Annotated in this window: 16 protein-coding genes and 5 pseudogenes; 12 read left to right on the top strand and 9 right to left on the bottom strand. The window is 63.8% G+C overall.

Annotation, left to right across the window (positions count from 1 at the left end):
• Positions 1 to 87: 87 nt before the first annotated feature.
• Positions 88 to 534: a preQ(1) synthase gene (queF, locus tag NW75_RS03220; protein WP_033963700.1), complete on the bottom strand. Its 447-nt coding sequence runs from the start codon at positions 532 to 534 to the stop codon at positions 88 to 90.
• A 96-nt stretch (positions 535 to 630) separates the two neighbouring features.
• On the opposite strand from queF, the gene sseA reads away from it, so the two are divergent.
• From sseA to NW75_RS03205, 3 genes are all read left to right on the top strand, one after another.
• On the top strand, positions 631 to 1470 hold the full coding sequence (gene sseA, locus NW75_RS03215) for a 3-mercaptopyruvate sulfurtransferase (protein ID WP_033963698.1): 840 nt from the start codon (positions 631 to 633) through the stop codon (positions 1468 to 1470).
• A complete protein-coding gene (metC, locus tag NW75_RS03210; protein WP_052192112.1) occupies positions 1425 to 2663 on the top strand; it encodes a cystathionine beta-lyase in 1239 nt (412 codons plus the stop codon). The genes sseA and metC overlap by 46 nt, the downstream gene beginning before the upstream one ends.
• A gap of 342 nt (positions 2664 to 3005) precedes the next feature.
• A complete protein-coding gene (locus NW75_RS03205) occupies positions 3006 to 3677 on the top strand; it encodes a TorF family putative porin (RefSeq protein WP_331385965.1) in 672 nt (223 codons plus the stop codon).
• A 76-nt stretch (positions 3678 to 3753) separates the two neighbouring features.
• Here NW75_RS03205 and NW75_RS03200 read toward each other — a convergent pair.
• The 5 genes and pseudogenes from NW75_RS03200 to sppA all read right to left on the bottom strand — a co-directional run bounded on the left by NW75_RS03200 (position 3754) and on the right by sppA (position 10227).
• Positions 3754 to 4169, bottom strand: a pseudogene (locus NW75_RS03200) (DUF3035 domain-containing protein).
• Positions 4162 to 4702 (bottom strand): annotated as a pseudogene (lspA, locus tag NW75_RS03195) (signal peptidase II). Before lspA ends, NW75_RS03200 begins: the two co-directional pseudogenes overlap by 8 nt.
• Positions 4699 to 7597, bottom strand: a pseudogene (gene ileS / locus NW75_RS24900) (isoleucine--tRNA ligase). Before ileS ends, lspA begins: the two co-directional pseudogenes overlap by 4 nt.
• A 171-nt stretch (positions 7598 to 7768) precedes the next feature.
• Complete coding sequence (locus tag NW75_RS03185) at positions 7769 to 8353, bottom strand: GNAT family N-acetyltransferase (protein ID WP_033963696.1); 585 nt, start codon at positions 8351 to 8353, stop codon at positions 7769 to 7771.
• Complete coding sequence (gene sppA / locus NW75_RS03180) at positions 8350 to 10227, bottom strand: signal peptide peptidase SppA (protein ID WP_033963695.1); 1878 nt, start codon at positions 10225 to 10227, stop codon at positions 8350 to 8352. Before sppA ends, NW75_RS03185 begins: the two co-directional genes overlap by 4 nt.
• Positions 10228 to 10439: 212 nt before the next feature.
• Between sppA and groES the strand changes: the two genes are divergently transcribed.
• Positions 10440 to 10727, top strand: coding sequence for a co-chaperone GroES (gene groES, locus NW75_RS03175; RefSeq protein ID WP_010404457.1), 288 nt, complete (start codon positions 10440 to 10442; stop codon positions 10725 to 10727).
• Positions 10728 to 10835: 108 nt separating this feature from the next.
• A pseudogene (gene groL / locus NW75_RS03170) lies at positions 10836 to 12481 on the top strand (chaperonin GroEL).
• 210 nt (positions 12482 to 12691) lie between these two features.
• Here groL and NW75_RS03165 read toward each other — a convergent pair.
• Positions 12692 to 13171, bottom strand: coding sequence for a hypothetical protein (locus tag NW75_RS03165; RefSeq protein WP_033963694.1), 480 nt, complete (start codon positions 13169 to 13171; stop codon positions 12692 to 12694).
• Between the two features lie 249 nt (positions 13172 to 13420).
• Between NW75_RS03165 and NW75_RS03160 the strand changes: the two genes are divergently transcribed.
• Together NW75_RS03160 and pepF are read left to right on the top strand one after the other, a co-directional pair.
• Positions 13421 to 16288 (top strand): TonB-dependent receptor, encoded by a 2868-nt coding sequence (locus tag NW75_RS03160; RefSeq protein WP_033963757.1) that lies wholly within the window; start codon positions 13421 to 13423, stop codon positions 16286 to 16288.
• Between the two features lie 70 nt (positions 16289 to 16358).
• Positions 16359 to 18224 (top strand): oligoendopeptidase F, encoded by a 1866-nt coding sequence (gene pepF, locus NW75_RS03155; protein ID WP_052192109.1) that lies wholly within the window; start codon positions 16359 to 16361, stop codon positions 18222 to 18224.
• Here pepF and NW75_RS03150 read toward each other — a convergent pair.
• Both NW75_RS03150 and NW75_RS03145 read right to left on the bottom strand, forming a co-directional pair.
• Positions 18221 to 18700 (bottom strand): GNAT family N-acetyltransferase, encoded by a 480-nt coding sequence (locus NW75_RS03150; protein WP_171010560.1) that lies wholly within the window; start codon positions 18698 to 18700, stop codon positions 18221 to 18223. The two genes, pepF and NW75_RS03150, sit on opposite strands and share 4 nt — an antisense overlap.
• A 19-nt stretch (positions 18701 to 18719) precedes the next feature.
• A pseudogene (locus NW75_RS03145) lies at positions 18720 to 19717 on the bottom strand (mannose-1-phosphate guanylyltransferase).
• A gap of 239 nt (positions 19718 to 19956) precedes the next feature.
• On the opposite strand from NW75_RS03145, the gene NW75_RS03140 reads away from it, so the two are divergent.
• Genes NW75_RS03140 through NW75_RS25780 form a run of 5 tightly spaced genes read left to right on the top strand, consistent with a single transcriptional unit; the run spans position 19957 to position 26785 of the window.
• Positions 19957 to 21345 (top strand): TIGR03013 family XrtA/PEP-CTERM system glycosyltransferase, encoded by a 1389-nt coding sequence (locus NW75_RS03140; protein WP_033963692.1) that lies wholly within the window; start codon positions 19957 to 19959, stop codon positions 21343 to 21345.
• Between the two features lie 5 nt (positions 21346 to 21350).
• On the top strand, positions 21351 to 23402 hold the full coding sequence (gene prsK / locus NW75_RS03135) for an XrtA/PEP-CTERM system histidine kinase PrsK (RefSeq protein ID WP_033963753.1): 2052 nt from the start codon (positions 21351 to 21353) through the stop codon (positions 23400 to 23402).
• Complete coding sequence (gene prsR / locus NW75_RS03130) at positions 23399 to 24748, top strand: PEP-CTERM-box response regulator transcription factor (protein ID WP_033963690.1); 1350 nt, start codon at positions 23399 to 23401, stop codon at positions 24746 to 24748. Before prsK ends, prsR begins: the two co-directional genes overlap by 4 nt.
• Positions 24741 to 26120, top strand: a complete 1380-nt coding sequence (locus NW75_RS03125) for a tetratricopeptide repeat protein (RefSeq protein WP_231564916.1) — start codon at positions 24741 to 24743, stop codon at positions 26118 to 26120. Before prsR ends, NW75_RS03125 begins: the two co-directional genes overlap by 8 nt.
• Positions 26111 to 26785 (top strand): tetratricopeptide repeat protein, encoded by a 675-nt coding sequence (locus NW75_RS25780; RefSeq protein ID WP_231564915.1) that lies wholly within the window; start codon positions 26111 to 26113, stop codon positions 26783 to 26785. The genes NW75_RS03125 and NW75_RS25780 overlap by 10 nt, the downstream gene beginning before the upstream one ends.
• Positions 26786 to 26814: the final 29 nt, after the last annotated feature.

The following is a 26814-nucleotide window of genomic DNA, read 5'->3' as shown; positions in this document are numbered from 1 at the left end:
CAATATGGTTGCACAGATGTTGCATTGCAACGCGGGGAATTGCGCTGATCGAAATCAACCTTGCGGTGAGATGAACGAATCGCTCGCTCAGCCGCGCCCACGATACCCCTGAACCTCCTGCGGCGGCAGCCACAAACCCTCAGGAGGCGCGCCCGATTGCCAAAACACATCGATGGGAATGCCGCCGCGCGGATACCAATATCCACCGATTCGCAGCCATAGCGGCCGCATTTCCCCGAACAGGCGCTCGCCGATACCGACGGTGCAATCCTCGTGAAATGCCTGGTGGTTGCGAAACGAGCCCAGGAAGAGCTTGAGCGATTTCGATTCGACGATGGTGTCGGCAGGCGCATAATCGATGACGAGGTGCGCGAAATCGGGCTGGGCCGTAACCGGGCAAAGCGACGTGAATTCAGGCACCGCAAAGCGCACCAGATACGTGCGCCCCGGCCGCGGGTTGGGAACATAATCCAGCACGGCTTCGTCAGGAGAAGCCGGGAGCGCGCTGGTCCGGCCAAGATGTTTCGGAGTCATGAGGCCGATATAGGGATAGAAGGCGCGTGCGTCATCCCGGTGGCTCGACGGCGTGCCTGCAGCGGGCTAGGGACGGACAAAACAAGGAGACGATACATGGACTCGCTGGTGACGACGGAATGGCTCGCAAACGAGCTGGGCGCGAACGATCTGCGCATTGTCGATGCGACCTATTTCGCCGGCTTCGGTGATCGCGATGCCGCTGCCGAATATGAAGCGGCGCACATTCCGGGCGCGGTGTTCATGGATCTGGCCGAAATCGCCGATACCTCCAGCGACCTGCCCTCTATGCTGCCGAGCGCCGAAAAATTCGCCAGCCGGATGCAGTCGCTGGGTCTCGGCGATGGCAGCCGCATCGTCCTCTACGACAACTCGCCTTACCACACCGCAGCACGCGCCTGGTTCATGCTGCGGACCTTCGGCGCGCACGATGTCGCCATCCTCGATGGCGGTCTGGCCAAATGGCAGGCCGAAGGTCGCGAAACCGCGTCGGGCAAGGAGCAGCTGCGCCACCGTCACTTCACCGTCTGGGCCGATGACAAGGGCGTGCGCACGCTCGACCAGATGAAAGCCAATGTGGAAAGCGGCGCGGAGCAAGTGCTCGATGCGCGCTCGGCGGCACGTTTCACCGGCGAAGAGGCCGATCCGCGCCCGGCGACGCATCCCGGCCATATTCCGGGCTCGAAGAATCTGCCGGTCGGCCAGATCTTCAACGAAGACGGCACGTGGAAGACGGGCGACGCACTGAAGGCCGCGTTCGAAGGGGCCGGGATTGATCTCGACAAGCCGCTCGTTACCACGTGCGGCTCGGGCATCACCGCCTCGGCGCTGGCGTTCGGCGCGCATCTGCTCGGCAACGAAGCTGCAGTCTATGACGGCAGCTGGTCCGAATGGGGCGCAGACCGCACCACACCCAAGGCGACCGGCGCGGCGTGAACGACGATCGCGACTGCCCGAAGGGCGATGCCACCCGTGTCGTAGCAGCGGGGCGGCGCAAGGAATGGACGCAGGGGATCGTCAACACGCCGGTGTGGCGCGCCTCGACGATCCTCTACGATAGCGTTGCCGATCTCCGCGCCGCCGGCACCAGCAATACGCACCACCGGCTGTTCTACGGGCGCAAGGGCACGCCGACGCAGTGGAGCCTCGCCGACGCGCTGAACGAACTGGAACCCGGCGCGGAGGGCACGTTCCTATACCCCTCAGGGGTCGCCGCGATCGCAGCGGCCTTGTTGTCGGTGCTCTCGCCCGGGGACGAGCTGCTGCTGCCCGATTCGGCCTACGACCCGACCCGATCGATGGGCACCGGCCTGCTCAAGCGGATGGGAATTTCAACGCGCTTCTACGATCCGCTGATCGGTGGTGGGATTGCCGACTTGATCGCCGAGAATACGCGCGCGATTCTGCTCGAAAGCCCAGGCAGCCTCACCTTCGAGGTGCAGGACGTGCCGACAATCGTCGCCGCAGCCAAGGCGCGGGGCGTAACGACCTTGCTCGACAATACCTGGGCGACGCCGTTGTTCTTTCCTGCAATCGCCCACGGCATCGATCTCTCCATCCTTGCCTGCACCAAATACGTCGTCGGCCATAGCGACGTGATGCTCGGCTCGGTCACGGCGGCACCGGGGCATTTCGGGCGGTTACGCGACACCAGCTTCCAACTTGGCCAAATCGCCAGCCCCGACGATTCGTGGCTTGCGTCGCGCGGCCTGCGCACCATGGCGGTGCGGCTGAAACAGCATCAGGCGAGCGCGCTGGAAATCGCGCATTGGCTGAAGCAGCGGCCCGAGGTCGCTGCCGTGCTGCATCCGGCGCTCCCCGATTGCCCCGGCCACGAAACCTTCCTGCGCGACTTTAAAGGCTCGTCCGGGCTGTTTTCGTTCGTGCTGAACGGCGGCAATGAAGCCGCCCGCGCGGCGCTGATCGACGGGCTGGAGCATTTCGGGATCGGCTATAGTTGGGGCGGTTTCGAAAGCTTGGCCCTGCCCGTCGATCCGCAACGGTATCGCAGCGTAACCAAGCGCGCTTATGCTGGCCCGATCGTTCGCCTGCAGATCGGACTGGAGGATCCGGTCGACTTGATTGCCGATCTGGCAGCGGGCCTGGAGCGATTTTCAGCGTCTCGCTGAAGCATCTCCTGTTGCTGAAGCGTTGCTCGACTGTTGCTGAGTTACAACAACCGGTGCCGAACCGGTCGTAAAACCTCAAAAATTGAGTTGTGCAGTGCCGCATGAACGGTCAATTATTCTGCGTTACCGGTTACCGGTTAGCGGCGCGGGGGGCATTTCCTGCTCCTGACAGACGCACGCACCGGTAGAAGCAGGCGGGGACAGTCGCATTTTCGAAAGGGAAACGATGCGCTTCTCCACAACCACGCTCGGCGCGCTCTTGCTCGCCGCTTCCGCCACCCCTGCGCTCGCGCAGGAAACCGCCCCACCGCCGCCGATCACGATCAATGCGACGGCACCGTCGTGACCGATTATCGGTTCCGCGGTATTTCGCAGACCGATAACAATGCGGCGATTCAGGGATCGATCACGATCACCCACAAATCGGGCTTCTATGCGTCCGTATGGGGTTCCTCGATCGACGATTATGTAACGGTCGCCGGCACCGGCCATCAGGAAATCGATCTGATCGCGGGCTACAGCCACACGATCGGCGGCATCAAGCTGGATGGCGGGATCCTGTACTATTTCTATCCCAAGACCAAGCTCGCGGGCGACAAGAGCAGCTCCGACTTTGTCGAGCCGTATTTCGACATTTCGACGACGCTTGGGCCGGTGACCGCCAAGACCACGGTCAACTATGCCCCGAAGCAAAAGGCGCTGGCGCTCGATCAGGGTGCGAGCGGCAAACTCCAGTCGCGCGACAACGTCTATCTCGCCGACGATTTCACCGTCGCGATCCCCAAGACACCGCTCGGCCTGACCGCGCATGTCGGCCATAGCTTCGGTCCGAGCTGGCTCGCCACCGATTCCAACAGCAAGAAGGGCTATACCGACTGGGCATTGGGAGCCACGGCAACCTACAAGGTGCTGACGCTCGGCGTGTCCTATGTCGATACCGACGCCAAGTTCCTCTCGGCGACCAAGAACGTCAGCAAGAGCGGCGTGGTCGCCACGCTGACCGCAAGCTTCTAAACGCTCCAGCGCACCAACAAAAAAGGCCGCGTACCGGGCATCCGGTACGCGGCCTTTTTTGGTACCGTTCAGGCGCTTATTTCGGCGTGGCGGCCTTGGCGGATTGCCCGTCCCCTTCGGGGGCGGCCACGACGTCGCGCGTCGTTGCGCCCTTGTCGACCACGGTCGTGCCGGGATCGCCGACCGACGAACGGATGCCGGGATCGTCGCTATCGGCACCGGCGGCGACCACGGTGGCCGCCTCGCCCGGGCTACGCTGTGCCGTGCCGCCGAACAGCGCGTCGAGCGCCTGCGCATTGGCGCTGACATCGTTGGCGCGCGCCGCACCCGGCTTGGGCGGGGTCAGCGAGAAATCGGGCGGAATCACGAGCGGTGCCTGACGCGCCACGGCGAACTCATCAGGCCGCCGCGGCCGCCACGGCCATGGGCACAGCCCGAGGCGAGCGCCACGATCGCCAGGCTGGCCGCGGAGAGAAGAATCGACTTACGCATGGATGTTCTCCGTTGGGCCATGTTCCGCCCCAGAATTTTTGCCCGAATCCCCGGTCGGCTTATCCCGTACCAGAAGCGCGCGCGCGAGCAAGATCACGACGCCGATCGTAATCGCGGCATCGGCGACATTGAAGACCAAAAACGGCTGCCACGCCCCAATATGGAAATCCGCCCAATCGACGACATAGCCCAAGCGGATGCGGTCAACGATATTGCCCGCAGCGCCCCCCCAGCACCAGGCCCAGCGCCATCTGGTCGGCACGGTTCTTCTCCCGCAGCAACCACACCAGCACGCCGAGCGCAATCGCCCCGGTCATCGCCACCAGCAGCCACCGCATCGTAGCGGTGTCGGCGTGCAACAGCCCGAGCGACACGCCTTGATTGGCGACGAAGCGCAGGTTGAAGAACGAGGTGACGTAATAGGCATCGCTCAAAAAGTTGAGCTTCAGCACATCGGTAATGCCATATTTCGCGGCCTGATCGACCACGAACAGAGCGGCGGCGGTGGCAAAACCAGCGATAGGCAGCTTCATGCGACGACTCCCGTGCAACGGTCACACAGATCGCGGTCCACCGCGACCTCGGGCAAATGCCGCCAGCAGCGGCCGCATTTGTGGAAATCGGTGCGGGAAACGGTGATCGCCTCACCCGTCGTCACCTTCGCGACGATGAACAACTCGGCCAGTGCTGCGGGCGACAGCATTGCCTCGGGCACTACTACCTCGGCCTCCAGACTGGAGCGCACGATCTTCTCGCGCCGCAGCGGCTCGATCGCTTCGGTCACCTGCGTGCGCAAAGCGCGGACCGCAACCCAATGCGCCGCGTCGACGTCCGCCACTGCAGGCACCTCCGGCCATTCGAGCAAATGCACCGAGCCGTCCTCGCTCGGGAAGCGATCCTGCCACACTTCCTCGGCGGTGAAGCACAGCACGGGTGCGGCATAGCGCACCAGCGCGTGGAACAGCGTGTCGAACACCGTGCGGCAGCCGCGCCGCTTGGGATCATCGACGCCGTCGCAATAGAGCGAATCCTTGCGGATATCGAAGTAGAAGGCCGACAAATCTTCCTGCGCGAATTCGGTCAGCAGCCGGACATAGCTGTTGAAGTCATACACTTCGACCGCCGCGCGCAGCTTGGCATCCAGCTCGGCGAGCAGATGGAGCATGTAGCGCTCCAGCTCGGGCATGTCCGCGACCGGCAGGCGCTCGGCCTCGTCAAACCCTTCCAGCGCCCCCAGCAAATAGCGGAAGGTGTTGCGCAACTTGCGATATTGGTCGGAGACCCCGTTCAGGATTTCCTTGCCGATGCGGTGGTCCTCGGTGAAATCGACCGACAGCGCCCACAACCGCAAGATATCCGCGCCCGATTCCTTCATCAGGTCGAGCGGGTTGATCGTGTTGCCGAGCGACTTGGACATTTTCATGCCCTTCGCATCCATGGTGAAGCCGTGCGTCAGCACCGCATCATAGGGCGCGCGCCCGCGCGTGCCGCACGCTTCCATCAGCGAGGACTGGAACCAGCCGCGATGCTGGTCGGAGCCTTCGAGATAGAGATCGGCCGGCCATTGCAGATCGGGCCAGCGCCCGCTTTCCAGCACAAAGGCATGGGTGCAGCCGCTGTCGAACCACACGTCGAGAATGTCGGTGACGCGCTCATAATCGGCGAGCGTGTAGTCGGCCCCGAGCAGATCCTGCGCCGCCTCTTCGCTCCACGCATCGACGCCCTGTTCGCGCACAGCTGCGACGATGCGGCGGTTGACCTCCGGGTCGACCAGATACTGGCCGGTCGTGCGGTTGACGAACAGCGTGATCGGCACGCCCCAGGCGCGCTGACGGCTGATCACCCAATCCGGACGCCCGGCGACCATCGCGGTGATGCGGTTCTGGCCCTTGGGCGGATACCAGGTGGTCGCTTCGATGGCGCGCAGCGCGGTGGAGCGCAAAGTCTCCCCTTCTGCTCCCCTCCCGCCTGCGGGAGGGGTTGGGGGAGGGAACTCAGCAGCGAGCGCAGCGTTCGCGGCACCGCCCTCCCCCAGCCCTCCCGCAAGCGGGAGGGGAGTTCCTGATCCATCGGAATGAACCATTGCGGCGTCGCGCGGAAAATGACCTTCGCCTTCGACCGCCACGAATGCGGATAGCTATGCGCAAAATCATCGCTCGCCGCGAGCAACGCGCCGACGGCGCGCAGATCCGAACAGATCGGCCCCTCGGCCGAGACGAACTTCTTGTTGATCACCGATCCCTGCCCGCCGAGCCACGCCCAGTCGGCGCGATACATGCCCGCGCCATCGACCGCGAACACCGGATCGATGCCGTACTGCTTGCACAGCAGGAAATCATCCTCGCCGTGGTCCGGCGCCATATGGACGAGCCCGGTGCCGGCATCGGTGGTGACGAACTCGCCCGGCAGGAACGGGCGGGGCTTGGCGAAGAACCCGCCGAGCGCGTGCATCGGATGCCGCGCGGTGGCGCCTTCGAGTTGCGAACCTTTGATGATCGTACCCAGACGGCCTTCGGGACCGTGGTCGTCATAGATTGGTGGGTTGGAAAGGCGTGAGTAGAAGGTCTCGACTAGACCATCCGCAACAAGGAGCTTCCATCCGCCAATGCGGAACAATCGATACTCGATCTCCGGCCCATAGCTCAGCGCCTGGTTCACCGGGATCGTCCATGGCGTCGTGGTCCAGATCACCGCATGGGCACCGACCAGTTCCGGCGCGTTCGGCGCGTCGACAATCTCGAACGCCACGTCGATCTGCGTCGACACGACGTCCTCATATTCGACCTCGGCCTCGGCGAGCGCGGTCTTTTCAACGGGCGACCACATCACCGGCTTGGCACCGCGATAGAGCTGGCCGCTTTCCGCGAACTTGAGCAGCTCCGAGACGATCGTCGCCTCGGCCTGGAAATCCATCGTCAGATAGGGATGGTCCCAATCGCCATTGATGCCGAGCCGCTTCAACTGCTCGCGCTGCACGTCGACCCAATGCTGCGCATAAGCGCGGCACTCGGCGCGGAATTCCTTTGCCGGAACTTCGTCCTTGTTGCGCTTCTTGGCGCGATACTGCTCCTCGACCTTCCACTCGATCGGCAGCCGTGGCAGTCCCAGCCGGGCACATAGGGCGCATCCTTGCCGAGCAGGGTCTGCGTGCGGCACACCGTGTCCTTCAGGATGTGGTTGAGCGCATGGCCGATATGCATGTCGCCATTCGCATAAGGCGGGCCGTCGTGCAGGATGAACTTCTCACGGCCCCGACGCGCTTCCCGCGTTTTCTCGTAGAGGTTCATCGCCTGCCACCGCGCGAGAATCCCCGGCTCCTTGGCGGGCAGGCCGGCTTTCATCGGAAAGTCGGTCTTCGGCAGGAAGACGGTGTCGCGCCAATCTCGTTGGGCGTCGCGGGCGGGCGTGGTGTCTGAAGCGTCGGTCATTTGATGCGGCCTTAGCGTGAAGCGGCCCCCGTCGAAAGCCCCCTGCAAAGGCCTCCTCCCGTCACCCCGGCCTCGTGCCGGGGTCCACCGTCGATCCTTCCCAACCATCTGTAGAAAGCGCGGCACGGTGGATGCCGGGACAAGCCCGGCATGACGGGGAAAGCTACCCCGTCACCAATTCCACACCATGCCGGTCGCGCTGAACGGCTTGGGTTCCATCGGTGGCAAAGTGGCGTCGTTGAGTTCGCATTGCCACAGGCCGACATCGATCCAGCGGCCTTCCTTATACCCGACCTCGCGCAGCACCCCGGCGCGGCGGAAGCCGACCGATTCATGCAGCCGGATCGAATGCTCGTTTGGCAAGGAAATCACGCTGATCGCCTGGGTAAATCCCTGCGCGCGCAGCGTATCGATCAACGCATCGTACAAATGCCGCCCATTGCCGCGCCCCTGCGTCCCCGTCTCCAGATAGACCGAGGTCTCGATCGTGTAGCGATAGGCCGGGCGGTCGCGGAAGGCCGAGGCATAAGCGTAGCCGCGTACAGGGCCGCCCTCGCCTTCGGTCACCACCAGCCACGGATACAACCCGCCCGAGGCCGCCATGCGCTGCCGCATCGTCTCGGCATTAGGCGCGGTCAACTCGAACGAGACGGTACCGCCTTCCACATAAGGCCGATAGATTTCGGCGATCACGCCAGCATCTTCAGGCGTCGCCGGGCGAACCGCGATCGGGCGCGGTGCGGGATCGACGCTCACAGGCCGAACCGCGCAAGCACGAGGGTGAGCAGCGTAGCATCGCCAGGCTGCGGCTGCGTTCCGCCCAGCCCGTCGCATTCGAGGCAGCGCGCCTGGATCGCCGCCCCCGTGCCGATCCGCTTCACATCGCCCAGCGCGCGCGCGAACACCGCGCGCCGCTCCGTCGCCATCCGCGTGAAGGCATCGCCCGCGCTCGCATCGTCATCCTTGTTCGAATCCAGGATTTGCGCGATCAATTGCATGAAAGCGCTCGGCTTTTTCTCCAGATATTCGGCATGAACGTCGGTCGCCTTCAACCCGGCGCGCTTGGCGGCTTCGTCGATCGCGTCCTGCAAGCCACCGAAACGATCGACCAGCCCGATCTGATGCGCCGTGCCGCCATCCCAGACGCGGCCCTGCCCGATCTCGTCGACGCGCGCCGGGGTCAGCTTGCGCGCAGTGGCGACGCGCGTGATGAACTCCTGATAGCCATTCTCGATCCCCGCCTGGAAGATCGTGTCGGTCTCGGCATTGGTGCCGCCGTAAATGTCCGGCTGCCCGGACAGCGGCGTGGTGCGCACGCCATCGGTGGTGAGGCCGATCTTTTTGAGCGTGTTCTCGAAAGTCGGGATGATGCCGAAGATGCCGATCGAGCCGGTGATGGTGGTCGGCTCGGCGAAGATCACGTCGCCCGCCGTCGACACCCAATAGCCGCCCGACGCCGCCAGCGAGCCCATCGAGATGACGACCGGCAGCTTCTGCGCCTTGGCTTCCAGGATCGCGCGCCGCATGTCTTCGGACGCAAGCGCCGAACCGCCCGGTGAATCGACCCGCACGACCAGCGCCTTCAGATCCTTCTTGGCCAGGGCATCGAGCAACGCCTTGGACACCGTATCGGAGCCCACGCTGCCGCTCTTCGATTTGCCATCGATAATGTCACCCGCAATCGTCAACACGCCGATCTTGGCACCGTTCGTCGGCAGCGGGTTGGCTGCGACATAGGCGTCATATTTGATGGTCTTGAAGGTGCCCGGTGCCTTGCCCGAATCCGCGCCCGCCAGCTCGGCAACGCGCTTTCCGAAATCGAGATGGCTGCCGAGCTTGTCGACGATGCCCGCTTCGAGATTGGCCTGCGCGATGTTGCCCTTGGCGGCGGTGATGACCGCGCCCGGCGTCGTCAGAAACGGCGTGACCTTGGCCTTGGGGCGCGCCTTGGCCACGGCCGCCTGCCAATTGGCGAACAGCACCTGATAGAGCTTCTCCACTTCTTCCTTGGCCTCGGGCGAGGCGTCGGTACGGGTATAAGGCTCGACGAACGACTTGTATTTACCGACGCGGTAGACGTGCGCGTTGATGCCGAGCTTGTCGATCAGGCCCTTATAATAAAGCTGGCTGCCGCCCGGCCCCATGAACAGCGTGCCGCCCATCGGGCTCATCCACACTTCGCTGGCATTGGCGGCGAGGCGGTAGCCGCTGTCGGTATAGGCAGTCGCATAAGCCAGCACCGGCTTGCCGCCGTCGCGCACGCGCCGGATCGCATCGGCGACTTCGTTCAGCGCTGCGGGATAGCCCCCGCCGAACGCGTCGAGATCGAGCACGACCGCCTTGACGCGGCTGTCCTTGCCCGCCGCATCGAGGCTGCGCACGACATCGCGCAGGCGGAATTGATGCGGCGTGCCGCCACCACCGAGGCTGGCAAACGGATCGACCTCGGCGGGCTGCTCGACGATTGCGCCGTCGAGTTTGAGCAATAAGGCCCCGTTTCCGATTGCCGCCTTGCCCGGCCGCGCGGCCAGCGCGCCGAAGAGCAAGCCAAAGAACAGCAGCATCGCGATCAGCACAAGACCGTCCTTGATGCCGACGAGAATCTTCCACGCGCCCCGTACGAGTTTCACTTGGCCGCTCCTTGATTGGCGGAAATACCGCCCTTGGCTAGGGCAAGGCGTCCGTCGAGTAAATGCGTGTTGCACGACCAACACGCATTATTTTTGTGGCGGGAGCGCGGTCGCGACCGGTTGACGATGCTCGGTCGCGACATCATATGCGCCGTGCTGGCACTCACTCCATGCGAGTGCTAACAGACGTTCAATATAAAGGGACTTCACGCATGACCTTTCGTCCATTGCATGACCGCGTCCTCGTCCGCCGCGTAGAGGCAGAAGAGAAGACCGCAGGCGGGATCATCATTCCGGAAACCGCCAAGGAAAAGCCGCAGGAAGGCGAAGTCGTCTCGGTCGGCACCGGCGCGCGCAACGAAGCCGGTGAAATCCACCCGCTCGAAGTCAAGGCTGGCGACAAGATTCTGTTCGGCAAGTGGTCGGGCACCGAAGTCAAGATCAACGGCGAAGACCTGTTGATCATGAAGGAAAGCGACATCCTCGGGATCGTCGGCTGAAGCTCTTGAGCTCCTGCGCAGGCAGGAGCCCCGAGCCCAACGCTCTGCCCTCCATAATTCTGGGTTCCTGCTCCCGCAGGAACGCAATCAAGCAAAGGATTAGCCATCATGGCAGCCAAGGACGTAAAATTTTCGCGTGACGCACGCGAGCGCATTCTGCGCGGCGTGGACATCCTCGCCGACGCGGTGAAGGTTACGCTGGGGCCGAAGGGCCGCAACGTCGTGATCGACAAGAGCTATGGCGCGCCGCGCATCACCAAGGACGGCGTCACCGTCGCCAAGGAAATCGAACTCAAGGACAAGTTCGAGAACATGGGTGCGCAGATGCTGCGCGAAGTGGCCTCGAAGACCAACGACATCGCCGGCGACGGCACGACCACCGCGACCGTTCTGGCGCAGGCGATCGTGCGTGAAGGCATGAAGTCGGTTGCGGCCGGCATGAACCCGATGGACCTGAAGCGCGGCATCGACCTCGCCGTCATCGAAGTCGTCAAGGACCTGCAGGCGCGCTCCAAGCCCGTCGCCGGCACCAAGGAAATCGCCCAGGTCGCATCATCTCGGCAAACGGCGACACCGTCGTCGGCGAGAAGATCGCCGAAGCGATGGAAAAGGTCGGCAAGGAAGGCGTCATCACCGTCGAGGAAGCCAAGGGTCTCGAATTCGAGCTCGACGTCGTCGAAGGTATGCAGTTCGACCGTGGCTATCTCTCGCCTTACTTCATCACCAACCCGGAAAAGATGAACGTCGAGCTCGCGGATCCCTACATCCTGATCCACGAGAAGAAGCTGTCGAACCTGCAGGCGCTGCTCCCGATCCTGGAAGCGGTTGTTCAGTCGGGCCGTCCGCTCCTCATCATCGCCGAGGACATTGAGGGCGAGGCTCTGGCCACGCTCGTCGTCAACAAGCTGCGCGGCGGCCTGAAGGTCGCAGCGGTCAAGGCACCGGGCTTCGGGGATCGTCGCAAGGCGATGCTCGAAGACATCGCGATCCTGACCAAGGGCGAGATGATTTCGGAAGACCTCGGCATCAAGCTCGAGAGCGTCACGATCGGTATGCTCGGCACCGCCAAGCGCGTCACGATCGACAAGGACAACACCACCATCGTCGATGGTGCTGGCGACCATGACGCGATCAAGGGCCGCACCGATGCGATCCGTCAGCAGATCGAGCACACGACGTCGGATTACGACAAGGAAAAGCTGCAGGAGCGTCTGGCCAAGCTGGCTGGTGGCGTTGCGGTCATCAAGGTCGGCGGTTCGACCGAAGTCGAGGTCAAGGAGCGCAAGGACCGCGTCGACGACGCTCTCCACGCAACCCGCGCAGCTGTCGAAGAGGGCATCGTCCCCGGCGGCGGCACGGCGCTCCTCTATGCCACCAAGGCACTTGAGGGCATGAAGGGCTTCAACGACGACCAGACCCGCGGCATCGATATCGTCCGCAAGGCGCTCTACGCGCCGGTTCGCCAGATTGCGGCGAATGCGGGCCATGACGGTGCGGTGATCTCGGGCAAGCTGCTCGAGGGCAACGATCCGACCCAGGGCTTCAACGCGCAGACCGACAAGTATGAAAACCTCGTCGAGAGCGGCGTGATCGACCCGACCAAGGTCGTTCGCACGGCACTTCAGGACGCGGCGTCGGTTGCTGGCCTGTTGATCACCACCGAAGCGGCGATCAGCGAACTGCCGGAAGACAAGCCCGCCATGCCGATGGGCGGCGGCGGCGGCATGGGCGGCATGGGCGGCATGGATTTCTGATCCGAAGGGCGGGCCGTGGCCATGCTGGCCACGGTCTCGCCCCGAGGACGGGCGGAGGGTCGGCGGCAATGCCGTCGAACCCGCCCGACGAAAGGCCATGGCTTTGCCGGGGCCGATCCAAACCTCCCGGCCCAGGCTGGACCAAGAGAAAAGGGCCGGGGTTCGCACCCCGGCCCTTTTTTTGCGCGGCTCAGTCAGTCCGCAGACAAATCAGGGCAGTTCCGGCCGGTCCGCCACGGCTGCGGCGGTCGGTGCCGCAGGAACCTTGCACCCGCGCGCCAGCCCGATGCCCTTGAGATAGGCACGGCGTGTCGATCCGGCATAGACGGCCGCCTCGACGCGACGCTGCTGCTTGTCCGCCCCGGTGATGACACGCACGATGCCCAGGCCCGGAATCAGCGTATTAACCGCAGTTCGCGCGGCGACCGCAGCGAGCGCGGACCCTTCGCCCTTGGGTTGGCCCGGCACATCCACATCGGTCCCCAAGGCGGCATTGAGCCGCCGCACCTCGCCCGCAATCGCGGCGCAGGAGCGCGTATTCTGCGAGGAATAGGGGGCCGATGCCGCCAATTGCAGGATCGGCGGGATCTTCTTGTCCGCAATCCGCACGTCGCGCAGCGGCTGGGTAACCGCCTTGCCGACGCTGTCATCCTGCGGTCCGGCTGCCTGCGCCGCGACGGGCGCAAGCATAAGAGCGATCGAGCCCAATCCGCTGAGAGCATGTGTCCGACGCATGTTCGACGTTTTTCCTTAGTTGTTGCCTTAGCGGCACGACGCCCGTGCGAGCATTTTTGTTCCCGCATGGAAACGACACAACGGGACATACTCAATTTGTTCATATCGCTCCGCTCGTCACGAACTCGTCATGAAAGCGGCGTAGCGCCGCGCAAACGGCAAAGTTGGGGAACCCCAACGTGCCTTTCGATGGGGGAAATCATCATGTTCGGACGTGTCCGGGCGCGCTCTGTTGCGTCCAAGGCAGGCTTGTGTGCCGCATTGCTCGGCTCCACCGCCATGCCCGCCTTTGCCGCGGATGTCGCGGGTCGCGTCGTTGACCCGGCAACCGGCGCGTCGCTGCCGGGCGCTTCGGTCTCGGTCGGCGGCCGCACCGCCGTATCGGACAATGACGGCATGTTCGTGATCCATGATCTTCCCGCCGGCCCCGTCCAGCTGACCTTCACCTATGTCGGCTATCCCACCACGACCCGCAGCGCGACGTCGAGCGATACCCCGCAGATCGTCGACTTCAAGCTCGATGTTCCGCCAGGCAATGAAAGCGGTGGGGACATCGTCGTGACCGGCCAGCGCGCGGCCGAACGCCGTGCGCTCCAGGCGAAGCGGACGTCCAACTTCATCCAGGATACGCTCAACGCCAACGACGTCGGCAAGCTGCCCGACCAGAATGTCGCCGAAGCGGTGCGCCGCCTACCCGGCATTTCGGTCGCCAACGACCAGGGCGAAGGCCGCTATGTCATCATCCGGGGTGCCAACCCCAACCTCGCCAACGTCACCATCAACGGCCAGACCGCACCCGCCCCAGAACCGGAGGGCCGCCAGGTCAAGCTCGACGATATTCCCTCCTCGTTGATCGGCTCGGTCACGGTGGTGAAATCGCTCACTGCCGATCGCGATGCCAACGCCATTGCCGGTCAGGTCGACATCGACACGCTTACCGCTTTCGATCGCAAGGGGGCCTTCGCCAATGCGCGCATCGCCAATGGCTATAGCAACCTCAACGGTCGCAGCCCTTATGAAGGCGATCTGACCGTCGGCTCGCGTTTCGGCGCGGACAAGACCTTCGGCGTGGTATTGTCGGGCAATTATTCGAAGCGCCCGATCGAATCCGAAAATCTGCAAGGCTCGTCCAACTGGCGCAGCGATTATCCGGGTTCAAGCAAGGCCTTGCCCGACGACTTCCGCCTACGCGACTATAACCTGACGCGCGAGCGCTATGGCCTGGTCGGCAATTTCGACTGGCGGCCAAACTCGGATGTCAGCCTGTACCTGCGCACGCTCTATTCGACCTTCAAGGACCATGAAACCCGCGACCAGTCGCGCATCGAAATTCCCGTCGTTGCACCGCCGACACCGCCTTCGGCGACCGCCACCCCGGCGCAGATCGCAGCCTATAACACCGCTTTGACCAACGCCACGAACGCCAACGCCAACATCGCCAATGGCGGCACCTTCAGCGCGCGCGGCACGCGCTTCCTGCGTCTGCGCAACGAAGATGACTCCACCTTTACCGGCGAGCTTGGCGGCAACTTCCACTTCGGCACCGCCGAACTGCAGGTTGAGGGGACGTACAGCAAGGCGCTGAAGAAGGATCCGCTGCGTTCCGAATTCTCGTTCCGCACCGGCAGTACCGCGTTGACCGGCCTGTCGCTCGACCTCAGCGACACGCTGTTCAAGGTCAACACCGCCAACGGCACACCGTACAATCCGGCGCTCTATTCGGGCTACCGCGTCAATTACGATCGCCGCCGCGCTGCCGAAAACCTGTACCAGGGTCGCGTCGACCTGACGGTGCCGCTCGGCACCGGCGACGCCTTTACGCTGAAGGTCGGCGGCAAATATCAGCAGACCGACAAGACCAACAATCGCGATTTCCAACAATATAATCTCAGCGGCAGCACGCTCGCCAGCACCGGCGCTTCCTATGACGATGGCAGCTCGGTCTATAATGGTCGTTACCTGTTCGGTCCGCGTATCAACTACGATCTTGCGCAGACCTATTATACTGTGACCAATCCGGCTGCGCGCACGCTGGACGCCGCCGCCAGCCTCGCCAACTCGCTGATCAACGATTACGATCTGAGCGAGAAAGTCTATGCCGGCTATGTGATGGCCACCGCCAAGCTGGGATCGGTCACCATCATCCCCGGCGTCCGCGTCGAACATACGGACGGGCGCTACAGCGGCAAGTCCTTCACTGCGGCGTCGACCGCGACGCAGGATTTCAATGTCACCAACACAAAGAAGTATACCGATGTCTTCCCCGACCTGAACGTGCGCTTCGACGCCACCCAGCGCCTGGTGCTGCGTGCCGCCGCGACAACGGCGATCGGTCGACCGAACTATGCCGATCTCGCCCCGTATCAAAACCTCGATCCGGTCGGAAACACGGTCACGCTCGGCAATCCCAACCTCAAGCCGTACAAGGCGGTCGCAGGGGACTTCTCGGCCGAATATTATCTGAAAGGCCAGGGCATCCTGTCGGTCGCGGCCTTCTACAAACATCTCGACGATCCGATTTTCACGGCCGGCCAGACACAATCGGGCACCTTTGGCGGCACCGTTCTGACCAATGCGCTGGTCACCCAACCGATCAATGCGCGCAGCGCCAAACTCTACGGCGTCGAAGCGAACCTGCAGGCGCAGTTGCTGTTCCTGCCGGGCGCGCTGTCGGGGTTCGGCGTGTCGGGCAATTTCACCTATACCGACGGTTCGGCCACCGGCGTGCCCAATCGCGCGGGCAACGTGCCGAACTTCCTGCAATCGAAATATACCGGCACCGCCCAGCTCTTCTACGAGAAATACGGCCTCACCGGCCGTTTGGCCTATACCTATCGCTCGGCCTATCTCGATACGCTGGGCGGATCGGCGGCGACCGACCAATATACCGCCGAGAACAACTCGCTCGACGCGCGGATCGCTTATTCGCCGGTGAAACAATACACGCTGTTCGCCGAAGCCAGCAATCTGCTCGACTCCCCGTGGCGTCGCTACCAAGCGATCAAGACCCAGTTGATCGAGAACGAACATTACCGCCAGACCTTCCGCGTCGGCGTGCAACTGGCGTTCTAAGTCGGCCCTTCCCACGGCGGGCGTGATGCGACAGAATGTCGCCATTACGCCTGCCAGGGGAACCACCATCATGACCGATCTCTCCCGCCGCGACGCGCTGGCCGCGACCGCTCTGGCGGCGCTTGTCACCGCTTTGCCCGTATGGGCGCAGGATCGATCGGCCCCGGCCGATGCGGCACAATGGGACCTCACCGAAATCTATCCCGACGATGCCGCGTGGGATGCCGCCCGCAAGAGCGTGCTCGCCAAGATCCCGGGTCTGGCCAGTTATAAGGGGAGGCTCGGCACCAGCGCGGAGGTGCTCGCCGCCGCTTTGGTGGCGCAGTCCGATCTCTCGCGGGAGGCGGCGCGCGTCTATACCTATGCCGGGCTGAAGAGCGACGCGGATCTCCGCATTTCCGCCAATCAGGAAAAGCTCGCTTTGGTCGGCGACATGTTCACCGCGTTTGGCGAAGCGACGTCGTGGATGGCACCCGAGATTCTCACGCTCGGCAAAGCCAAAATCGACGGCTTCATCGCGGCGAACCGGACTCTCGCGACGCGGTTCGATTTCTTTCTAGCCGACACGCTGCGGCAAGCCCCGCACACGCTGTCCCCCGAGGGCGAAATTCTGCTTGCAGGCGCGGGGGCACCGCTTTCGGGGCCGGGCACGATCCGCGAGCAGCTCGTCGGGTCGGATATTCCCTGGCCGACGATCACCCTGTCGACCGGCAAACAGGTCCGCCTCGACGACCAGGCCTATACCTTGAACCGCGACGCGCCCGCGCGCGCCGATCGCAAGGCGGTGTTCGACACCTTCTGGGGCGAATATGGGCACTTCAAGAGTTCGCTCGGGGCCGCCTATCTCAGCCATGTCAAAGCCGACATTTTCCGGGCCAAGGCGCGCAAATACCCAACCGCGCTCGCGGCATCACTGTCGGGCAACAACATCCCCGAAGGCGTGTATCGCACGCTGGTGACCGAGGCGAACGCTGGTCTGCCGCAACTGCATCGCTATTTCGAACTGCGGCGGAAGCTGCTCGGCCTGCCCGACATGGCCTATTACGATATCTACCCGCCGCTGGTGTCGCTCGACCGCAAGGTCACCATCCCCGAAATGCGCACGACCGTGCTGGAGGCGGTCAAGCCGCTCGGGCCCGATTATGTCGCGCTCCTCGGCACCGCCACTGCGAAAAAATGGATGGATCCCCTGCCCCGTCCAGGCAAGAAATCGGGCGCGTATATGAACCCCGGTGCCTATGACGTGCACCCCTATCTGCTGCTCAATCTGGGCGAAAACTATGAGGGCATGACCACCTTCGCGCACGAATGGGGCCATGCGATGCACTCGCTGCTGTCGAACAAAACGCAAGTCTATGAGAAATCGGATTACCCGATTTTCCTCGCGGAGATCGCCTCGACCTGCAACGAAATGCTGCTCGCTGCCTATATGGTGGCGAAGGCCAAGACCAAGCAGGAGAAACTGTTCTACCTCGGCCAGCAGTTGGAGAGCATTCGCGGCACCTTCTTCCGCCAGACGATGTTCGCCGAATTCGAACTCGCCGTGCATGACAAGGCCGAAGCCGGCGAAGGCCTATCGGGCGAGCGCTTCACGGCGCTCTATCTCGATCTGCTCAAGCGCTATCACGGGCCCAAGGTGACCATCGACCCGGCTTATGCCGTCGAATGGGCCTATATCCCGCATTTCTACAACAGCTTCTACGTCTACCAATATGCCACCTGCATTTCGGCGGCATCCTATTTCGCGCACGCCATCCTGACCGGTGGACAGAAGGAGCGCGACACCTATCTGACCGTGCTGAAGGCGGGCGGGTCGGCCTATCCGACCGAAATTCTCCAACGCGCCGGTCTCGATATGGCCAGCCCCGCGCCGTATCGCGCGGTGATCGCGACGTTCAAGGAAACGCTCGATCAGGCCGAGGCCTTGATCGGCTAATCCAGCGGGTACAGCATCGCGACGTTGCACCGTTCATAGCGCGCGCCGAATTCGTCCATGATCCCCGTATCATGGACGAAACCGAGCTTTTCGTAGAGATGGATGGCAGCGGCGCTTTTGCTGTTGCTGAGCAGATAGAGCCGCTCCGCCCCGAGCGCGCGGGCGCGCGCGATGACCGCGTGCAGCAGGAATTCCCCCGCCTTGCGGCCACGCGCCGACTCGAGCACCCCCATCTTGGTGAGTTCGAACTGGTGCTCGCCCGTTTTCTGCAGCGCGCAGGCCCCGACAATGCCCAGCCCGGCCGCTTCGACGAACAGAATGTCGCCGCCGCGATCGATGATCCGCGCGCGCGGGTTTTCGAGCACGTCGCGGTCGGTCTGCTCGATCCGGTACATGGCGGAGATCCACTGCGCGTTGATGTCGTGGAACGCCTGCGCCAGATCGTCGCGATAATCGTGAATCGTCAATCCATCCATCAGCTGCCCCCCGGCCTGTTCAGCGCTTCATCGCCTCGATCAGTGCCTTCACTTCCTGGCTCCGACCACGCGGCAGAATCAGGATATCCTTGCCGCTGGCGACCACGATCAAATCCTGCACGCCGACCATCGCGATGCGCGCGCCATCGCTCCGCACCAGGCAATTGGCGGTATCGATCGCGATCACTTCGCCGCCTTCGCGACTGGCATGGACGTTGCCGTCCTGGTCGCGATCGCTGATTTCATGGAGGGCATCCCAACTGCCAAGGTCGCTCCAACCCATCGATACAGGGACGACCGCAACGCGGTCAGCCTTTTCCATCACGGCATAGTCGATCGAGTCCGACGGGGCTGCCGCGAAGGCATCCGGTGCGGGGTAAAGGCGACTGCCCTCCGTGCGCGCTCCATCCATCGCACGCTGCGATGCCGCGAGGATGCCCGGCGCGTGAATCGCCAGCGCCGCGAGATACGCATCCGCGCGAACAGGAAGATGCCGCCGTTCCAGGCGTGGTCGCCAGCCGCCAGCATCGCCTCGGCAACGTCGAGCGGCGGCTTTTCGACGAATTTCGCGACCCGGTGCACGCCGCCCGAAATCTCCTCGCCAATGCGAATCCAGCCATAGCCTGTCTCGGGCGCATGCGGATCGATCCCGAAGGTGACGAGCCAGCCGTCTTCGACCAGGGGTAACGCAGCGTGGATCGTGGCATGGAACGCAGCGACATCGGCAATGACATGGTCGGATGGCATCACCAGCAGCGGCGCAGCCCCACTCCCGGCGGCAATCGCCGCCAGCGCAATGGCGGGGGCGGTGTTGCGTCCGACCGGCTCCAGGATCAGTGCCTGCGCCGTTGCCCCAACGGCCTCAAGCTGCGCTTCCACCATATCGGCATGACGCTCATTGGCGACGACAATCGGTGCGGTGAACCGCTCGCCCTGCGCGCGCCGAGCCGTCAACTGCAGCATCGTCTCATCGGCAGTCAAGGAAAGCATCTGTTTCGGCATGCCAGGCGTAGACATGGGCCATAGTCGTGTTCCCGATCCGCCGGAGAGTATGACGGGCACGATCGGTATGGTCTGCGGCATATTGGGTCCTCCTGATGAAAGCGCCCTAGCGGGGTTTTCGGCCGTTGGTAACTGCCTTGGATCAAGCCCGATCCATTCTGTTCAACCTTTCTTTGTCAATTTCTGCGACAGCAGCGTGCCGATGTCGGATTTGTTTACACCGTCATCGGGAAGGCGGGCGAGGTACGACGTCAATGATCAGGCTGTTCAAGCATTATATTCCCAACGCGGTGCTGTTGCTGGGGTTGTTCGATCTCATCCTGCTCGTCGTTGCGGGTGAGCTCGGCTATTCGCTGCGCATGCGCCAGGCCGCGCTGCCGGTCACGCCGATCCATATGCGGATCCCGCAATTGCTGACCTTTGCAGGATCGTTGGAAATCGCGATGATCGCGGTCGGCGTGTATGGCGCGGGCGCGTTGCAATCGCTGCGCTATGCGACGGCGCGGCTGCTGGTCGCGATTTCGCTCGGCGTGATCTTCCTGAGTGTCATCTACTTCATCGTGCCCGCAGCCACCTTCTGGCGATCGAACCTGCTATACGGTATGGCGGTGGCGGCGCTCTTGTTGATCGCCCTGCGTATCCTGCTGGGGAAAACGCTGGGCGGACAAGTGTTTAAGCGTCGCGTTGTCGTGCTCGGCGCAGGGGCACGGGCGGCTCGACTAAAGGCCTTGGCGCAGGCACCAGGCGCGGGCTTCGCGGTGGTCGGCTATGTGTCAATGAGCGAGTCGGCGCGGGTCATCCCCGAGGCGATCGCACGCGACGCAATCTATAACCTCGCCGACCATGTCGTCCTGCTCAACGCAAGCGAAGTGGTGCTGGCGCTGGAGGAACGCCGCAACGCGCTGCCCCTCAAGGATCTGCTGCGGATCAAAACTACTGGTGTGCACGTCAACGAAATCTCGACCTTCCTCGAACGCGAAACGGGCCGTGTCGACCTGCAGAGCGTCAACCCGAGTTGGCTGATCTTTTCCGACGGATTTTCGTCAGGGCGGATGCTGTCCAGCATGTTCAAGCGGATCTTCGATATCGTCGCCAGCGTTCTTTTGCTGACGTTGACCCTCCCCCTGATTCTCATCACCGCCATCGCCATCAAGATCGAGAGCAAAGGCCCTGCATTCTATCGTCAGCGGCGTGTCGGCCTGTACAGCGTCGGATTCGATTGCGTGAAATTGCGCTCGATGCGGCAGGATGCCGAGGTCGCGGGCCAAGCGGTGTGGGCCGAGAAAGACGATCCAAGAATCACCCGCATTGGGCGCATCATCCGCAAGCTGCGCATCGATGAGCTTCCGCAGACCTGGTCGGTGCTCAAGGGCGAGATGAGTTTCGTCGGGCCACGCCCTGAACGGCCACAATTCGTCGAGGATCTCGAACAGCAAATTCCCTATTATGCCGAGCGCCATATGGTGAAGCCGGGCATTACCGGCTGGGCGCAGATCAACTATCCTTACGGCGCGTCGATCGAGGATTCCCGCCAGAAACTCGAATATGACCTGTATTACGCCAAGAATTATTCGCCCTTTCTCGACTTGCTGATTCTGCTGCAGACGGTGCGCGTCGTCTTGTGGCCCGAAGGCGCGCGCTGATCCCCGTGACCGCACTCGCCACCCTTATCCTGTGGAGCCACGCGCTGGCCGCCTTGCTGTTTGCGGGCGTCGCGCTGTCACGGCTGCACGATGTGGGCACGGCGCTGCCGCGGCTGACCTTCGTGATCGCGCTGGGCAGCACCGCCTTGTGGGCACTGGCGGTCGCAGGGATCGACACGACCGACGTCGTCACACGCCTGGCCGAAGCGGCGCGCAATCTCGCGTGGCTCGGCTTCATGTACGCGCTGGTCCGGCGCGGCGGCACGGGCCCGGAACACCACGCGATTTCGGTCATCTACGGTCTTGTCGCGGTGCTTGTGCTGGCCGGCGCGACGCTGACGGTGATCGAACCCGCGATTGGCGCGGAGACGGTTTCGCAAGTCGCTGCGGTCCGGGCGGTGTGGCGGATGATGATCGCGATCGGTGCCATGCTGCTGCTTCACCATCTCTATTCGGCGGTAACGCCACAGGCACGCGGCGGCATCCGCCTGGCAGTCCTCGCGCTTGCGGCAATGTGGAGCATCGACCTGCTCCTCTGTGCCGCCGCTTATGCATTCAGCGCATGGTATGCCGGTCTGATCGCAGCGCGGGGCATCGTCATGGTGCTGGCGGCTCCGATGTTTGCGATCGCGGTGCAGCGCAATGGCGACTGGACCCTGCAACTCTCCCGCACCGTCGCCTGGCAGACGCTCACCTTTGCCGTCATGCTGCTTTACACGGCGGGTATGCTGCTGGCGACCAGCGCGATCGCCAGCATCAGCGGCGACAATGCCCGACTGTGGCAAACCGCCTTCGTGTTCGGGTCGACTGCGGCGGGGCTGACGATCCTCTCTTCCCCATGGTTGCGCGCTTGGGCCAAGGTAAAGGTGTCCAAGCACTTCTTCCGCCACCGCTATGATTATCGGACGGAATGGACGCGTTTTACCGACACGCTTGGCAAGCCCGATGGGGCAGCCCCACTTGACCAGCGTATCGTCAAGGCCGTCGCCGACCTGACCGATTCCCCCGCAGGTCTGCTGCTGGTGCCCGAAGGCGATGGTCTTGGTATTGGAGCCGGATGGCGCTGGGACGCCGCCACGGGTGCTGCCGATGCGCGATTGGTCGCCCACCTGTCCGGTAGTGGCCGGATCATCGAGCTGGATACCGTGCGCAGCGAAACCGCCGACCCGATCGAAGCCGCAAGCATCCCGATCTGGATGATCGACTGCGATGCCTGGGCTGTGGTGCCGCTGATCCATCTCGATCGTTTGCAGGGGGCGATCGTGCTGGCACGCCCGCCGCTCGACCGTGCGCTCGATTGGGAAGATTTTGATCTGCTGCGCATCGCCGGGCGGCAGGTGGCAAGTTATCTCGCGGAGGCCCGCGCGCAGGAGGCGCTGGCCGAATCCGAGCGCTTCGACGAGTTCAACCGGCGCTTCGCCTTCATCCTGCATGACATCAAGAACCTGGTCAGCCAGTTGACGCTGGTCGCGCGCAATGCCGAACGCCACGCCGACAATCCCGACTTTCGCGTCGACATGGTCGCCACCTTGCAAGACTCCGCCGCGCGCATGAACGACTTGCTCGCCCGGCTCTCCCAACAGCACCGCGCGCGCGCCGAGGTGCTACGCCCGGTCGAGCTGTTGCCGCTGGCCGAGACCGTCGCGCGCGGCAAGCGCGTCCAGCATCCGGTCGTGGTGGTCGGTCCACAGGGCCTGTTCGCCAAGGCCGATCCGGCACGTGTCGAGCAACTGCTCGGCCACCTCGTCCAGAACGCAATCGACGCGAGCCCGCCAACCGAACCCGTCACCATCGCGCTCGCCATCGCGGATATGGCGGTTTCGCTGACGGTGATCGATCAGGGCAGCGGGATGAGCCCGGCTTTCGTACGCGACCAGTTGTTCAAGCCGTTCGTCTCGACCAAACCCGGCGGCTTCGGCATCGGCGCGTTCGAGGCGAAGCAACTTGCCGAGGCGATGGGCGGCAGCGTTGCAGTCGAGAGTCGCGAAGGCATCGGCACCAGCTTTTGCATTACATTGCCGACTGCGCACGCGCGCACCCTGGAACAAGCCGCATGACCGACAAGCCCAAGCTCCTGATCGTCGAGGACGATTTAGGCCTCCAGCGCCAGCTCCGCTGGGCGTATGAAGGGTATGAGGTGCTGACCGCGATCGACCGCGCCACCGCACTCGATGCAGTGCGCGCAGCCGAGCCTGCCGTAGTGACGCTCGACCTCGGCCTGCCGCCAGACCCCGACGGCACGAGCGAAGGGTTCGCCACGCTCGCTGAAATCCTGCGGTTGAAGCCCGATACCAAGGTAATCGTCGCCTCCGGCCACGGCGCACGCGAAAGCGCGCTGCAAGCGATTGCCGATGGCGCATGGGACTTTTACGCCAAACCGATCGATATCGATGCGCTCGGCCTGATCGTCGCACGCGCGTTCCACGTCCATGCGCTGGAGACCGAAAATCGCCGCCTCGCCACGCGCGCGACCGGCACGGCGCTCGGCGGCATGATTACCGCCAGCCCGGAAATGCTGAAGGTCACCCGCACGATCGAACGCGTCGCCGGGGCCGATGTCTCGGTCATGCTGCTCGGCGCGAGCGGGACCGGCAAGGAATTGCTCGCGCGCGGGCTTCATGACAGTAGCCCGCGCCGCAGTGGCGCGTTCGTTGCGATCAATTGCGCCGCGATCCCCGAGACCTTGCTGGAAAGCGAATTGTTCGGGCACGAGAAGGGCGCGTTTACCGGCGCGATCAAGACCACCGAAGGCAAGATCGAGCAAGCGCAGGGCGGCACGCTGTTCCTCGACGAAATCGGCGACGTTCCGCTGCCGCTGCAAGTGAAATTGCTCCGCTTCCTGCAGGAGCGCACGATCGAGCGGATCGGCGGACGCAAGGCGATTGCCGTCGATACCCGGATCGTCTGCGCCACGCATCAGGACGTCGATGCGATGGTTGCCTCCGGCAGCTTTCGCGAAGACCTTTATTACCGTCTCGCCGAAATCGTCGTTCGCATCCCGTCGTTGGCGGAACGTAGCGGTGACGCGGTGTTGCTGGCGCAGCATTTCCTGAAGAGCTACGCCAAATCGATGCACGCCGCCGTTACCGGCCTGTCACCCGATGCCCGTGCCGCGATTGCCGCTTGGGGCTGGCCGGGCAATGTCCGCGAGCTGGAAAACCGCATGAAGCGCGCGGTCATCATGGCCGAGGGCAAACTCGTGACCGCCGCCGATCTCGATCTGGCGGAAGGGGGGGCCGAATTGCCGCTCAACCTGCGCGCCGCGCGCGAAAGCGCCGATCGCTCGGCGATCGCGCAAGCACTCGCCCGCGCCGAGGGTAACATTTCGAATACCGCCAAGCTGCTAGGGGTCAGCCGACCGACCCTGTACGATTTGCTAAAGAGCTACGATCTCCATGCGTAAATCCCTTTCGATCGCCATCGGCACCCTCGCCGCGATAACCAGCGCCGCACTGATCGCGGTCGCGGCGACTGGCCCGGCCCATGCCGATGCCGCGACCGCGCGCACCGAACTCGCGCTCAGCGTGCGCTTGCTGAAGGCCGGCAATTACAGCGCCGCGCGCAGCCACGCCCAAGCCGCGATCAAGGCCGATCCAAGCTGGGGCCTGGCCCATGCGATGCTCGCGCGCAGCTTCCTGGCGATTGGCGACGGGGTGGCAGCAGAGGGTGAGCTTGGCCGCGCGCGCGACGCCGGGTTCGATCCGGCCCGGGCGCACCAGCTTTACGCCCATGCGTGGTTGCTACAGGGCGACGCGAACCGCGCGCTGACCGAAGCCGCCAAGGCAGGTGCGCCTTATAGCGGCTATGCCATCCGCATCGGCGCGCGCGCGCTGGCGGCGCAGGGCGATGTCGCAGGCGCACAAGCCGCGCTCAGTACCCTGCTCGCCGATGCGCCCAAGGACAGCTTCGCCTGGTCCGACCTCGGGCGCATCAAATATCAAGCGGGGGACATTGCGGGCGCGATCGAATCGGCACAGCGCGCGGTCGATCTCGATGCCGATAATGTCGAGGCAATCACGCTGCGCGGCGAATTGGTGCGCGGCCAATATGGCTTGATCGCCGCACTGCCGTGGTTTGAAAATGCGCTGGGGCATGACGCTTATTATCATCCTGCGCTCATCGAATATGCCGCCACACTCGGCGATGTCGGGCGCTATACCGATATGCTGGCGGCGACGCGCAAGGCCTTGGCCGCGCGGCCGGGCAGCCCGCAAGCCTTGTATCTTCAGGCGGTGCTGGCAGCACGGGCGGGTAAAGACGATCTCGCCCGCACCTTGCTTGCGCGCACCGGCGGGCAATTGAACGCGATGCCCGGCGCGCGGCTGTTATCGGGGACGCTCGCCTATAAAGCCGGGGCCTATCAGCAAGCGATCGACGATTGGCGTGTGCTGGTTGGGCAACAGCCTACCAACATTACCGCGCGCCGCCTGCTTGGTGCAGCCTTGCTGCGCTCGGGCGATCCGCAAGGCGCGCTCGATGTGTTGCGCCCGGTCGCGCTGCGCGCCGATGCCGACAGCTACACACTCGCTCTGGTCGCGCGCGCCTTCGAACAAACGGGCGAGCGCGATTGGGCTGCGAAATATCTCGATCGTTCGGCCCTGCCGAGCGCGGTCGGCTCCGCGCCGTTCGGCATCGATGACGGTTTGTCGGCGCTGAACGACGCCGCCAGCGCTGCCCCCGCAGAACCAGTCGCGCAGCTCACGCTGATCCGCGGGCTGATCGAGGCGGGCGATACTGCCGCGGCGCTGGCCAAGCGCAGGCGCTGGTGCGGCTGACGCCGGGTGCGCCGCCTGCCTATCTCGCGCTCGGCGACACGTTGATGGCGGTGAACCGCTATGGCGACGCCGCCGACGCCTATCGCCATGCCGCCGACCTGCGCTTTGACGAACCGACCCTGTTGCGCGTGGTCGATGCGCTCGACCATGCCAACCGGCACGCCGAGGCGGGCAAGGTGCTCGCGCTGTTCGCGTCGCAAAACCCGCAAAATATCGCGGCACGGCGCTTGATCGGCCATTGGCAAATCGCGGCGCAGGATTGGGATGCCGCGATCGACACGCTGGAGGAGCTGCGCGGGCGCATCGGTGACCGCGATACCGCGCTGCTGGCCGAATTGTCCTATGCCTATACCGGGGCCGGAGACGCTGATACCGGCACGATCTATGGCAAGGCGGCCTATGCGCTTGCCCCGATGAACCCTGCCGCCAGCGATGCCTATGGTTGGGCGCTGTACCAGCAGGGCAAGAGCGAACCCGCGCTGCAATTGCTGGAAAAAGCGGCGTCGATCGCGCCCGGCCGCGCCGATCTGCGCTGGCATTTGGGGCAGGCCTATGCCGATCTCGACCGCACCGCCGAAGCCGCGACGCAAATCCGCGCGGCACTCGCCGACCCCGCCTTTGGCGACCGCGTAGCAGCCGCAGCGGCGCTCAAGGCGTTGGGATAGTTTGCCACACGAGGCCGCGCGCGGCTAAA

It is taken from the genome of Sphingomonas sp. Ant H11, from assembly GCF_000797515.1.
In the GTDB taxonomy this organism is placed as follows: domain Bacteria; phylum Pseudomonadota; class Alphaproteobacteria; order Sphingomonadales; family Sphingomonadaceae; genus Sphingomonas.
This window is presented reverse-complemented; position numbering and strand designations above follow the sequence as displayed.